Annotated in this window: 11 protein-coding genes; 6 read left to right on the top strand and 5 right to left on the bottom strand. The window is 41.7% G+C overall.

Annotation, left to right across the window (positions count from 1 at the left end; translation table 11 throughout):
- Positions 1 to 199 (bottom strand): ribonuclease P protein component (locus CXF60_RS02165; RefSeq protein ID WP_180958068.1); only part of this gene is annotated, 199 nt, incomplete at its 3' end.
- A gap of 179 nt (positions 200 to 378) precedes the next feature.
- Positions 379 to 513: a 50S ribosomal protein L34 gene (rpmH, locus tag CXF60_RS02160; RefSeq protein ID WP_007394757.1), complete on the bottom strand. Its 135-nt coding sequence runs from the start codon at positions 511 to 513 to the stop codon at positions 379 to 381.
- A gap of 591 nt (positions 514 to 1,104) precedes the next feature.
- On the opposite strand from rpmH, the gene dnaA reads away from it, so the two are divergent.
- The 5 genes from dnaA to CXF60_RS02135 all read left to right on the top strand — a co-directional run bounded on the left by dnaA (position 1,105) and on the right by CXF60_RS02135 (position 9,110).
- A complete protein-coding gene (dnaA, locus tag CXF60_RS02155; RefSeq protein WP_101204765.1) occupies positions 1,105 to 2,544 on the top strand; it encodes a chromosomal replication initiator protein DnaA in 1,440 nt (479 codons plus the stop codon).
- 160 nt (positions 2,545 to 2,704) lie between these two features.
- The gene (dnaN, locus tag CXF60_RS02150) at positions 2,705 to 3,880 is read left to right on the top strand and encodes a DNA polymerase III subunit beta (protein ID WP_102090589.1); all 1,176 of its coding nucleotides are present in this window, start codon (positions 2,705 to 2,707) and stop codon (positions 3,878 to 3,880) included.
- A 138-nt stretch (positions 3,881 to 4,018) separates the two neighbouring features.
- Positions 4,019 to 5,230, top strand: coding sequence for a DNA replication/repair protein RecF (gene recF, locus CXF60_RS02145; RefSeq protein ID WP_102090588.1), 1,212 nt, complete (start codon positions 4,019 to 4,021; stop codon positions 5,228 to 5,230).
- 511 nt (positions 5,231 to 5,741) lie between these two features.
- Positions 5,742 to 8,357, top strand: a complete 2,616-nt coding sequence (gene gyrB, locus CXF60_RS02140) for a DNA topoisomerase (ATP-hydrolyzing) subunit B (protein WP_102090587.1) — start codon at positions 5,742 to 5,744, stop codon at positions 8,355 to 8,357.
- A gap of 126 nt (positions 8,358 to 8,483) precedes the next feature.
- Complete coding sequence (locus tag CXF60_RS02135; RefSeq protein WP_102090586.1) at positions 8,484 to 9,110, top strand: manganese efflux pump MntP; 627 nt, start codon at positions 8,484 to 8,486, stop codon at positions 9,108 to 9,110.
- Positions 9,111 to 9,216: 106 nt separating this feature from the next.
- On the opposite strand, the gene rlmF is transcribed toward CXF60_RS02135, so the two are convergent.
- Together rlmF and CXF60_RS02125 are read right to left on the bottom strand one after the other, a co-directional pair.
- Positions 9,217 to 10,254, bottom strand: coding sequence for a 23S rRNA (adenine(1618)-N(6))-methyltransferase RlmF (gene rlmF, locus CXF60_RS02130; protein ID WP_102090585.1), 1,038 nt, complete (start codon positions 10,252 to 10,254; stop codon positions 9,217 to 9,219).
- Positions 10,255 to 10,341: 87 nt separating this feature from the next.
- Positions 10,342 to 11,097: a LysE family translocator gene (locus CXF60_RS02125; RefSeq protein ID WP_102090584.1), complete on the bottom strand. Its 756-nt coding sequence runs from the start codon at positions 11,095 to 11,097 to the stop codon at positions 10,342 to 10,344.
- A gap of 229 nt (positions 11,098 to 11,326) precedes the next feature.
- On the opposite strand from CXF60_RS02125, the gene CXF60_RS02120 reads away from it, so the two are divergent.
- Entirely contained in the window at positions 11,327 to 12,127 is an 801-nt protein-coding gene (locus tag CXF60_RS02120) for a crotonase/enoyl-CoA hydratase family protein (RefSeq protein WP_102090583.1), read from the top strand.
- A gap of 202 nt (positions 12,128 to 12,329) precedes the next feature.
- Here CXF60_RS02120 and CXF60_RS02115 read toward each other — a convergent pair whose 3' ends face one another.
- On the bottom strand, positions 12,330 to 12,935 hold the full coding sequence (locus CXF60_RS02115; protein ID WP_102090582.1) for a hypothetical protein: 606 nt from the start codon (positions 12,933 to 12,935) through the stop codon (positions 12,330 to 12,332).
- Between the last annotated feature and the right edge of the window lie 128 nt (positions 12,936 to 13,063).

The raw sequence follows: 13,063 nt of genomic DNA, 5'->3' as shown, positions 1-13,063 counted from the left end.
CAGTAGGTACTTTACGCTTGGTAATAGCCATACCGACTCGCGGCTGTGCATGCTCGTTGGCACGTACAAAAGCCATTAAATGACTCTGATGAATCTTGCGCTCAGGTGCGTCAAATACCTCACGGAAGGCTGCAGGGGTAAGCAGGCGTTGCTGTTTAGTGAAACTAGCTGCAGGTGTATCTGATAGAGTATTGGACATAGTACAACCTAGTAGAATAACGATAGAAGAAATAATAACAAATTATAGAGACAAAAAAAGCGCCTATGTGGGCGCTTTTGATATATGGCTAAGTGTCAGTTGTGATGATTGACTATCGCAATCTATAAACAATAAGAACACAACAAGCACTATTAGCCATGCTTATCGCAATCTACTGATTATACAGTAAGGCGATGACGTCCTTTAGCGCGGCGACGAGCTAAGACCTGACGGCCTTTTTTAGTTGCCATACGAGCACGGAAACCGTGAGTACGTTTACGCTTGATCACGCTTGGTTGGAATGTACGTTTCATAACTCACCTATCAAAATAATGGACTAAATTCGTAATAACGGAGGATTATACCATTCAGTATGGTTTTGGTCAATAAACTAATTTGCTTTGTCCCCAAATGAGAAATAACTCATACGAACCTAGTAGAAATATCTCCATAAAAACCTATTTCTAGTTAACCAAATTTTATAGTTACATATTATATGAATAATAAAGTTATCCACAGTTAGACTCAAACACTATAATAATAATTAATTAATATAAATATAGTATTGTTATTATTGGGACCATGATTATCTGTGGTTAAGTCTTTTTTCCTTTTTATTATCAATTTATTAGACTATGGGTAAGCCTGTGGATAAACTGTGGGTTAAATATGGATAACTAGCGCATTAAAGTTATACACAAAATTGTCCACAGTCTTATCCACAAAAAACAAGGTTTTATCCACAGGGTATCTGTGTTAAATTAGGCACTACTTGATATATACCTTTGTATAGGGTGTTAGTACGAACTTTTTGGTTAGTTGTTACGTGTAATATCGAGGCTTATGTAGCAAGTTATCTTGCTAAAAAATAACTATTATTTCAGATTATAAGGTCAATATTTTTCATGATAGACACAGCAAATATTTGGGATAAATGTCTAAACGATTTGCGTTATAACGTCAAAGACAACGTGTTTACTATGTGGCTGAGACCTCTATCAGCTCATCAAGAAGCGCAAACTTTGATTATTCTTGCTCCCAATGATTATTTTGTGACGTATATCAAGAAGAATCATCTTCAAGATATTCAGCAATTGGTGACCAAACACAGCCAAGGTAGTATTGAAGAGGTCGTCGTACGTGTTGATAATGCTGGCCGCAATGCAGAAGATAACAGTCAATCAGGTTCTTTGTTTGTAGAAGACGACGTCTCCCCTACCCCATCCGAACATAAATTTGAATCTATTCATCATAACAACGCAAAAGCAGATATCGACGCGAACATGCGTCATAATGAGCCAGTTGAGTCTGCTGATACAAAATCATTAAGCTATCTGAACCCCGAATTTACTTTTGAAACCTTTGTTACAGGTAAGTCCAATAACTTGGCTTACAAGGCTTGTTATGAGCTTGGTAAGCGCCAATCAAAAAATCGTCACAATCCTTTATTTATATACGGCCCTTCTGGATTGGGAAAAACCCATTTGATGCATTCTGTAGCTCATCGCTATTTAAAAAATAATCAAAGTTTTTATTATTTCACTTCTGAAAAATTTATAAATCAATTAGTTTATTCATTAAGAAATAATAAAATAGAAGATTTTAAAAAGAAAATAAAAAAAGTGGATTTATTAATTGTAGATGATATTCATGTATTGGCAGGAAAGACTAAGAGTAGTAATGAGTTTCTAACGTTATTTGCAGATTTTACTAGTGGTGATAAACAGTTAATTTTGGCCTCTGATCGACATCCCTCCCAAATGACGGAATTTGATGAACGATTTAGATCACGGTTTTCTTGGGGGTTAACAGTCGCTGTTGATCCTCCTGAAATTGATACTCGAGTACAAATTCTGCAGAAAAAAGCAGCTTCTTACGGGATGGTATTACCAAAGGAATGTGCGCTATTCATTGCACAAAATGTGGTATCTAATGTCAGACGTTTAGAAGGTGCCTTAAATCAGGTATTTGCCAATGCTAACTTAACAGGGGCACAGATTACCCTTGAGATGGTGCAATACGCACTAAAAGATATCGTTGCGATGCGTGTGCAGGCAGTAAATATGGATAATATCCGTAAGATAGTTGCTGAGTACTATGATGTCACGGTCAAAGATATTATGGGGCGTAAACGTACGCGTAGTATTGCAAGACCACGTCAAATAGCGATGGCTTTGTCGCGTGAATTAACAGGCGATAGCTTCCCTGAAATTGGTCAGTCGTTCGGTGGACGCGACCATACAACGGTGATGCACGCTTGCGATAAAGTAAATGAGTTAAGAGCAGCAGATCCTGCATTTGATAAGGATTATAAAACCCTAGCTCTGATGTTACAGGCAGGATAAAAGCGCTAGATATCGTTGTATTCTAGTAGATACAGATGGTTTATAATATCGAAAATATAAGTCCACAGATGCTTTGTAGATTATCGTCAGCAGACAAGGTATTATTAAGTCATTACGATAAATATTTATAAAAGAATCATTCAAATAAGAGTAATTAAGCATGCAATTATCGATCAATCGAGAATCGTTACTAAAAGCTATCAACTTGATCGCCAAAGCCGCTGATAAACGCCACAATATGGTTATATTGGGTAATATCAAGCTACAGCTATCAGAATCTGAGCTTATCTTAACAGCGTCAGATTTAGAGGTAGAGCTGACATCGACATTGAAATTGCCTGCTGGTGCTTGTGTAGAAGCAGGTACAACGACACTTCCTGCAACCAAGCTAAAAGATATTTGTAAATCGCTACCTGCACAGGCTCAAGTTAATCTAGCAACTCAAGCAAATGAGCGTTGCTTATTAACTAGTGGTAAGAGTCGTTTTACATTAGGAACATTGCCAAGCGAAGACTATCCGAGCTTGGGTAACCCTCAGAATATCACACCTCTGACTATCAGCCGTAATCGTCTGACAGATTTGATTCACAAAACGCAGTTTGCGATGGCGATTCAAGATGTACGCTATTACTTAACAGGTATGTTGTTTGACGTTTCACAGCAGCAACTGACAACGGTAGCAACAGATGGCCATAGATTGGCATTAGCCCGTAGTGTTATCAATGTAAGCGCAGATCTCAATATGCAAGCTATCTTGCCACGTAAGGCAGTGATCGAACTTGAGCGTCTAGCTTCTGAGCTTGGTAAAATGTTGGGTGATCAGGACAACGCAGTTACCCTAAGTTTTGGCCGAGAGTTTTTACAAGTAAGTTTGCCGTTTGGTGATGTAGATAGTGCAGGGCAAGTTAGCCAAGATCTAATGGTGACGTTTACCGCACGTTTAATTGATGGTAAGTTCCCTGATTATCGCCGTGTGATGCCGAGCAATACTGATAAATTGGCTTTATTCAGTCAAGAAAAAATGACAGACGTACTACGTCGTGTTGCCATCTTGAGTAATGAAAAATCTCGTGGTGTGGTCTTTAATTTTGCTAGCGATGGTATGGTCGAAGTACGTGCCAACAATGCTGAGCAGGATGAAGCAGTTGAAATGATACAAGCTAAGTATCAAGGCGAGCCGATGGAGCTGTCGTTTAATGCTGCGTATCTGCAAGATGTATTAGGCGTCATCCAAGGCGATTTACAGATGCATATGAGCCAATCGAATGCCTCTGTATTGGTCAATCAACTAAATGATGAGTTCCATCAGTATGTCATTATGCCAATGCGTATATAGTGAGTTTTTCTTTGGAAATAAATAAAATCGAATAGAACTAGTACGTTTCAAAGAGTTTTATTTCCAATACTGAATATTGATTTTTAATAAACTTTTGCCTGCTAGATTAGCAGGCTTTAATGGGCGGCTATCGATACCATGATTGAACGTCTACAAATATCCCATCTTAGAAACCTTACTAAAATTAGTTTAGAGCCTGCTGCCTGCAACATAATTATCGGTGCAAATGGCAGTGGTAAAACCTCGTTGCTCGAATCTATATTCTTGTTATCAAGAGGTAAGAGCTTTCGTCATCACCAGCCAAAACGTTATATCCAACATCATCAGAATAACACGATTATTCATGCTAAGCTCAATGATAGCCGTACTTTAGCTATTCAAAAGCAAGCAGATGCTACGACTATACTACGTCTCAATCAAACCACTGTTTACAACCAGAGTATCTTAACAGAGCAGCTACCTACGTTGCTGATAGATCCATCGACGATGGATATGTTGGAGCAGGGAAGTGCGAGCCGTCGACAGCTGTTAGATTGGTTAGTGTTTCACATGAAACAAGGATTTCATCCACAATGGATGGCTTATCAACGCCTCCTAAAACAGCGCAATAGTTTGCTAAAAAGCACTCGTCACTTAACCCAAGTACAGCTTGCTGAGCTGAAGTCATGGGATAAAGGGTTGAGTAATCATGCTGCCTTGATTCATCATTATCGCGAGCAAGTATTTATTGAATGGCAACCTTATTTTGTTAAGAGTATCGTACAGCTATTGCCCTCTTATGCTGAGCAACTTAGTTTGAGCTATAACGCTGGGTATGACACCAGTTTTGCGCTAGATGTGCAACTTAATGAGCGGTTAGAGCAGGATTTGCAACTGGGATATACCCGTATAGGCAATCATCGTGCTGATATCCATGTGCATTGGCGTTCTGATGATTCTACAAGCGATCAAACGACAGATGCCAGAACAGCAGCTTCAGCACATGATGTTCAAACCAAACTACCAACTTTGAAAGAGCAGGCAGCAAATGTATTGTCTCGTGGTGAAAAGAAACTGCTCATTACTGCACTGCGCCTATCGCAGCTACCACTGTTGCTAAACGATGAAGAGAGCAGTGACTCACTCAATGATGATTTATCATCGAAAGCAACCCCTGTTGTGCTTCTAGATGATATCACTGCAGAACTAGATGATAGAGCTATAGAAATACTGCTATCGACCCTAGCTCAACTCCCTTGCCAAGTATTTATGACCAGTCTAACAGACGATATTTTACCTTTAGTTAATGAACTTTGGTCACAACCAAATACGTTTCACGTGAAACAAGGAAAAATCTCATTTACTAACTAATACTTCATTTTTCTGCTTATACTTTTGATGATTACCCATCTACTTTAACTTCTCATTATTCAATACACTAGCCACTACTATCTGTCCTGACAGTTACTATGTTAAGACGACCTTTCACAGACCGTAAAACTCTCAGTAAACAGTGACTTAGAAGCAAAAAAATGTTAAAATAACCCTTTATTTTTGTCCTGTGCTCAGCAATTTATTTGATAGCATCATAGAAAAGATTTCTATTTTTCAATTATCTATAAGTATTTGATAATTATGTATTTTATTTATTTCAATAGTTTTGACAATGTCTAGAAAAACAAAGACTATTACTAATAAATAATTTACTAATTTTATCTCTGTGCAGCCTTTTTTAAGGCTAACGGTGGTTAGTGGTTTAGCTGCTCATATGCACTCTAGATTATGAATAATAGACGTTAATTCTAAGATGCCACTATGTAGCGGACTTTTTATAAGTGCGCTAATCGTAAATGGCTGATTATGGCTAGATTAAGGAATGTACATGAGTGATTCATTACCTATTGACCACGAGCAATTGATAGACGACAGTGCTACTGAAGCCACCGTGCCTACTGTAGTTTCAGAAGTATTGCCTTCTGATTATAGTTCTAAAGATATTCGCGTATTGCGTGGGTTAGAGGCCGTACGTGTGCGTCCTGGTATGTATATCGGCGATACCGATGATGGCACAGGCTTGCATCATATGGTCTTTGAGGTAGTGGATAACTCTATCGATGAGGCGCTTGCTGGTCACTGTGATCAGATTGATATCGTTATTCACGAAGATGAATCTGTCAGTGTGATGGATAACGGTCGCGGTGTGCCTGTTGATATTCATCCAGAAGAGGGTGTATCAGCGGCGCAGGTTATTATGACGGTCTTGCATGCAGGTGGTAAGTTCGATGACAATAGCTATAAAGTGTCAGGTGGCTTGCACGGTGTGGGGGTATCAGTAGTTAACGCTCTGTCTCAAAAACTTGAGATGAATATCTGGCGCGAAGGCTATCACTACCATCAGACTTATACTGATGGCGTACCTGATAGCGATATCCAACAGATGGAAGCAACCGATCAGACAGGTACCCAAATCCGCTTTTATCCTAGTAGTGATGTGTTTACCGGTACGATCTTTGAGTACGATATCTTAGCAAAACGCTTACGTGAGCTATCATTTTTGAACTCTGGTGTGCGTATTGTTTTGACTGATGAGCGTATTGATAAGCGCCATGAGTTTGAGCATAAAGGTGGCTTGCTAGAGTTTGTTAGTTACATCAATGCTGGTAAAGAGGGTATCAATGAAGTATTCCATTTTACCAGTCAGCAAGATGACGGTATCAGCGTAGAAGTTGCGCTACAGTGGTCAGATACATATAACGAAAAAGTGCTATGTTTTACCAACAATATCCCGCAAAAAGATGGCGGTACTCACTTATCAGGTTTCAGATCAGCACTGACACGTGGCTTAAATAGCTATATGGATCGCGAGAACTTGTTTAAGAAGGAAAAAGTAGCTGCAACTGGTGATGATGCTCGTGAAGGTTTAACGGCAATCGTCTCTGTTAAAGTACCAGATCCAAAGTTCTCAAGCCAGACGAAAGATAAGCTAGTATCAAGCGAAGTAAAATCTGCTGTCGAATCTGCGATGCACGATAAATTTAACGATTATCTATTAGAAAATCCAAGTGCTGGTAAAGCCATTGCTAATAAAATTATGGAAGCAGCGCGTGCACGTGATGCGGCTCGTAAAGCACGTGAAATGACACGTCGCAAGACCACTTTGGATATTGCAGGTCTGCCTGGCAAGTTGGCTGATTGCCAAGAAAAAGATCCAGTATTATCTGAACTATACATTGTGGAGGGTGACTCTGCAGGTGGGTCAGCTAAACAAGGTCGTAGTCGTAAAACACAAGCAATTTTGCCATTAAAAGGTAAGATTCTGAACGTCGAGCGTGCTCGTTTTGACAAGATGTTATCGTCTGCTGAAGTGGGTAACCTGATCACTGCGTTAGGCTGTGGTATTGGTCCTGATGAGTATAATCCTGATAAAGTACGCTACCACAAAATCATCATCATGACCGATGCTGATGTTGATGGATCGCATATTCGTACGTTGCTATTGACGTTCTTCTTCCGTCAAACACCTGAGTTGATCGAGCGTGGTTATGTATATATTGCTCAGCCACCGCTATACAAAGTGAAAAAAGGTCGTCAAGAGTTATACCTAAAAGATGATGAAGCGCTTAAAGCGTATCTATTGTCTTCAACGATTGATAATACCAAGCTACATATCAGTGCCGATGCGCCTGCGATTACTGGTCAAGCACTTGAGACATTGCTTAACGACTATAACCAAACGCAGTTGATCAAAGCACGTTTACAGATTCGCTTCCCAGCGGTAATTTTGGACGCATTGACGCATACACCAAAACTTAGCACTGACATGACTTATGATGAGTCTGCCATGCAGGATTGGAAAGCAGCAATGCAGACTAAGCTTGATCACTTCGGTAGCGATCTAAGCCCTGAGATTGAACTGGTTAATATCCATGCGCCGCAGCCAAAGAATATGGATGCAGCCGCAGCAGATTTATTGGGTATGACGCCAGTAGTAGGTACCGTAGAAGGCGAAGCGTCAGATAGTGAGGCTTTATCTACCAAGGCACAGTGGCTACCACGCGTCACGGTATACGTGCATCAACTGGCACACCATTATCTATTAGATGCTAGCTTTATCAACTCTGGTGAGTATGGCAAACTGCTACGTTTATCAAGCGAATGGAATACGTTGCTTGAGAGCGATGCCTTTATCCGCCGTGAAGCGTCTGCGGGGACGACTAAAGACATCCCAGTACGCGACTTCGATTACCTATGGCAACAAATGATGCTGGATGCGCGTCGTGGTTTAGCTATCCAGCGTTACAAAGGGCTAGGTGAGATGAACGCCGACCAGCTGTGGGATACAACGATGGATCCTGAAAACCGTCGTATGCTACGCGTTACGATCGAAGATGCTATCGCTGCTGACCATATGTTTACCTGTTTAATGGGTGATCACGTTGAGCCGCGTCGTATCTTTATTGAAGAGAATGCGCTAACAGTATCGAACTTAGATATCTAAATTTAAAATTGGTTACTGACAATTTATAAAAATACCGCTTTAATATTCAAGGCGGTATTTTTGTTTCACGTGAAACTCATTTGTTAGCGTTTCTATTACCTAATAATTATAATTTGTGGGAATCAAATGGTTGAAGTAATTTTACTCGCTATTGCTTTAGCGATGGATGCGTTTGCAGTGTCGATAGGGTTGGGTGCTAAGGCTCAAAAATATAGTCATCAATATGTACTGCGCTTGGCTATTTATGCTGCGCTTTACTTTGGTATAGCTCAGGGGATAATGCCTCTTATTGGATACTTATTAGGTGCGGCAATGTTGGGTTGGCTGGCCGCTGCTGCACCTTGGATTGGCGGTACTATATTGATTGCTCTAGGTGGGAAAATGCTTTATGAAGTGTTTACTGCTGATGAGTCAGATACTGACAGTGATGATCTGGACGTCAATGATGATGCTATTAACACTGATAGTGATACAGTAACAGCCACGAGTAAGCATGGACATATCAATCACCGCACTATGTTTACGTTAGCGGTTGCAACTAGTATTGATGCAATGGCGGCAGGGTTTACGCTGAATTTATTGGCACTGAATGCGTGGTTAGCTTGCTTAATTATCGCTGTAGTAACTGCTATATTTGGCTGGATCGGGGTCTATTTGGGACGTCGCTCAGGCACATGGCTAGAGGATAAAGCTGAAGCATTGGGCGGTATCGTGCTTATTGCAATTGGTCTAAAAGTGATGTTTTTTAGCTAATTTATTTAGATTCTTACTGAGTATTTATACAAAAGTACCACTTTGAATATCAAAGTGGTGCTTTTTTGTTTCACGTGAAACTCGAGTTAGTAATTTTGCTTGATGATTACTCTTCGTCAGTGTCAAAGCGCCAAGCTAGTACGCGAGTGCTTTTCTGACCTTGGCTCATCTCGATAATGCGCATTTGAGCGACGTTTAGCTGCTTTAATAATAATTGCAATGGCTTAACGTTTTCAGATTTCGACACTAAGGTAGTGAACCAACCCACATGCTCTGCAAAGCTCTGACTTTCTTTTGCCATCTTGGTCAGGAAGGCAATCTCGCCACCTTCACTCCATAGCTCTTTATGCTGACCACCGAAGTTTAGGTTTTGCGCAGCGTTGCCTGATTTGGTTGAGCTACGGCTGATTTGCTCGCTTTCATTTTTACCACGATGACGCTGCAAGTTGTGTTGCTTGCGACTATTGGCTTCCATCGCTTCTTCTAATGAAGCATGAAACGGAGGGTTACAAACCACGACATCAAAATAATCTTGACGACCAATGATGTTTTTAAAGATAAACTTAGGCTCAGGCTGCAGCTTTACTTTGACCGCACTCTTTAGTTTTGGATTAGCTTCACAAATCAGCGCTGCGGTGTTGACTGAGATAGGGTCAATGTCACTTGCTGTAAAGCGCCAGCCATAGCTTTGACTACCAACGATAGGGTAGATAGCACTGGCACCAGTACCGATATCAAGGGCGTGAATTTCTTTACCCGTTGGCGGTGTGTTATCGGCGTTTACGTGAGTGGTTTGCGCCAGTAAATCCGCGATATAGTGAATATAATCGGCACGTCCAGGAATAGGCGGACATAGATAACCTTCAGGAATGTCCCAAAATTTAACCCCGTAATAGTTCGCCAACAGTGCTTTATTTAGCACGCGAACAGCCTGATGATCCGAGAAGTTAATCGTCGACTCACCTTTAGGGTTGGTAATGGTGTGGTCAGCAAGCTCTGGTAAGGCGCGATACAGTACTGCAAAGTCATAACGACCTTGGTGCGGGTTGCGTGGGTGCAGCTGACCGAGTTTTTTCGCGGTCGCAGGAGATCTATTTCTGTGTTTACTATTTGCAGGGTTACGGGTCATGGGCTTACTTGTCATAATGTCAGGCTACGATATATGGATATAAGTAACCAGTGTAGCAGATTTCGCAGGTTGCTAATTGTTTATCCGCGCTTTATCAGTCGCTTATCGGTGACGTAATATCAAGTTAAGCCCTAATACGATCATCGCAGTACCCAATACACGGTCGATCCAATGCTCAAATCTTTGGAAGCGTCGATGTACCGCAGGGATAGAGAGTAGCATGACGACCGTACTAAACCATGCCATCTGCAACACCATCATCCATACGCCATAGATAGCCAATTGCCAAAGCGGTATGTCAGGCGACAATACAAGAGTAAAGATAGCTACAAAATAGACAGGCGCTTTTGGATTAAAGACATTACAAAGGAATCCGCGACGCAACGTAGCAAAGGTCGATTCGTCATTACTAGGCGATTTTTTGATAGAGGTTTCTTTGGTTGTAGGTGTGGTCTGGCTAGCAAGCGAATCTTGCGAAATGTGAGCGCTTGAACCTACTTGCGGGTCTGCTTTTTCTAAAGCATGTGTTTTTTCTAAAAGGTGATCAGTCTCTAAATCTGCTGGTTTTTTAGGTTTGGCTTGGATACCTTGCCAACCTAAGTAAATTAGATAGCCGCCACCTAACCATTTAATAGTAGTCAATAACGGCTGCGAATGAGCAATGACAGTCGCCAGTCCTAATACAGAATAGCTAATATGGACGGCAAGACCTAAGGTAATACCGAGACTGCAAATCAAACCTGTGCGTCGACCTTTTGCTAATGTCTGCTGCGAGACTAAGACAAAATCAGGGCCAGGTGAGGCCGCAGCCAATAGATGTACGCTAGTGATGAGTAAAAAACCGTGCCAAAATTCCATAAAATACTCTGAACCATATTTAGACCTGCAACATAGTTGCACTTATCGTAAATGAGGTCAACTTTTATCGATTTTTGCACTATGCGAGTCATCTCTATGGCTTGTGTTATAGAACGAGGGTGTCTATATTAAAGGTGACTTATCGCTCAATCTCTACCGATAAAGTATCGAGATTCGACTATATAACCACTCATTATATTCCAATAATTACTTTAACAAGGATGGAACCATGACTACGGATAGTAACGCCACAGAAAACCGCATCACTTATAACACGCAAGGCCATGTTTGCCTTGTCGGGCTAAACCGTGCCAATAAACGCAACGCCTTTGACAGTCATATGATTGCCCAACTGTCTGATGCCATGACTCGCTACGACGCAGACGATAACTTACGCTGTGCGTTGATATTTGCGCATGGAGATCACTTTACAGCTGGGCTAGACTTGGTAGAGCTACAAGACAAGCTAAACGATGGCGTGTTTGAGTTTAGTGATGATCAAATCGACCCATGGGGTATCAGTGGAAAACTGCGTACCAAACCAGTGGTCGTCGCGGTAAAAGGTACTTGCTTCACTGTGGCTATCGAGCTGATGCTAAATAGCGACGTGGTCATTGCCAGTGATAACTGTAACTTTGCACAGATGGAAGTACAGCGCGGCATTATGCCATTTGGTGGCGCAACGGTACGGTTTGTCGCAGCATCAGGCTGGCAAAAAGCCATGCCGTATCTGCTTACTGGTAAAGCATTTGATGCGCAAACGGCAGATAGACTAAATTTGGTCAGTGAAGTGGTAGCAAACGGCACTGAATATGAGCGTGCATTGACGCTAGCCCAAGAGATCTGTAAAGCTGCGCCTTTGGGTGTGAGAGGCGCATTGTCGTCAGCACAAGATGCCAGTCGAAATGGTGCAGCAACGGCATTGGCCAATATTCATAGCTATCTGCCGCCGCTGTTTCATTCAGAAGATGCCAAAGAAGGGGTAATGGCAATGGTTGAGAGACGTGAGGCTGAATTTAAGGGACGTTAATACTAATACAGTTTAAGAGTTATTTCTCATACGCAAGAGATAAAAGTTCGATACGTGCACTTACCTTTTAAACTTCCATAAACGTCCTATTTAGTCGAACATACCACCCAAAAAAACCTCGCAATTGCGAGGTCTTTTTTATTTTATTGAGTGTAGCTAATTACATCTGTACCAACGTTAGAAACTAGGCTGTGATTGACGATTATTTAGCCGACTTGTAGTAGTCAACCATCATCGTACCTAAAGTGCCGTTGTCATCGATCGTGACGATTCTGACCGTACCTGATTGTGCTGCGGTACTCGACTGCACTTGTCCAGCGTTACCTAGGACGACTTGGTTGTCTTTGGATGCTTTTGCCTCGTTACCGATAGCGATACTGTTCATGCCGCCTGCCATAGATTTATTACCGACCGCGACCGAAGTTGCGCCTTGAGCTGCTGCCGCTTCACCGACAGCGGTAGAGCGCATACCGCTTGCATTGGCTAGATGACCAAATGCTTGTGCGCGCTCAGCGGTGGCTTTTGACTGCCAACCGATAGAGGTTGAGCCTAGACCAGCAGCGTTAGCTTGACCGCCAACGGCAGTAGCTGAGTTTAATCCTGCATTGGCCTGACTACCGATGGCAACGGTATCATTGGTGCCGCTAGTTGTGGCAGCGTTACCAAGAGTGATGGCAGTGCTGCTAGTTGCGTTTGCAGTTTGATGGTCAGTTCCTGTTGCCATAGCAGTGCAAGAAGCGGTTGCGGCAATGGCAAAGGTGAGGGCACTAATCTTTAGTACTGATTTCGGTAAAAAGTCCATTTTCATTCTTCATTCCTTTTTGTTAGCCTTGATGGCTTATTAGATAGTTTGGGTAGATGTTGATAGATTATAATCATGGCAACATCAGCGCACTCTGGCACAAATAACTTTATGATAGATAGAGTCCGAAACCT

It is taken from the genome of Psychrobacter sp. 4Bb, assembly GCF_002836735.1.
Classification (GTDB): domain Bacteria; phylum Pseudomonadota; class Gammaproteobacteria; order Pseudomonadales; family Moraxellaceae; genus Psychrobacter.
Note: the sequence above shows the minus strand (reverse complement) of the source record. Positions and strands in the feature narration are given on the sequence as shown.

Bases quoted from the DNA above. Each gene is read 5' to 3' on its own strand.
- gyrB (WP_102090587.1), top strand. From the start codon at position 5,742: ATGAGTGATTCATTACCTATTGACCACGAGCAATTGATAGACGACAGT.
- rlmF (WP_102090585.1), bottom strand. From the start codon at position 10,254: ATGACAAGTAAGCCCATGACCCGTAACCCTGCAAATAGTAAACACAGA.
- CXF60_RS02115 (WP_102090582.1), bottom strand. From the start codon at position 12,935: ATGAAAATGGACTTTTTACCGAAATCAGTACTAAAGATTAGTGCCCTC.
- dnaA (WP_101204765.1), top strand. From the start codon at position 1,105: ATGATAGACACAGCAAATATTTGGGATAAATGTCTAAACGATTTGCGT.
- recF (WP_102090588.1), top strand. From the start codon at position 4,019: ATGATTGAACGTCTACAAATATCCCATCTTAGAAACCTTACTAAAATT.
- rpmH (WP_007394757.1), bottom strand. From the start codon at position 513: ATGAAACGTACATTCCAACCAAGCGTGATCAAGCGTAAACGTACTCAC.
- dnaN (WP_102090589.1), top strand. From the start codon at position 2,705: ATGCAATTATCGATCAATCGAGAATCGTTACTAAAAGCTATCAACTTG.
- CXF60_RS02120 (WP_102090583.1), top strand. From the start codon at position 11,327: ATGACTACGGATAGTAACGCCACAGAAAACCGCATCACTTATAACACG.
- CXF60_RS02135 (WP_102090586.1), top strand. From the start codon at position 8,484: ATGGTTGAAGTAATTTTACTCGCTATTGCTTTAGCGATGGATGCGTTT.
- CXF60_RS02125 (WP_102090584.1), bottom strand. From the start codon at position 11,097: ATGGAATTTTGGCACGGTTTTTTACTCATCACTAGCGTACATCTATTG.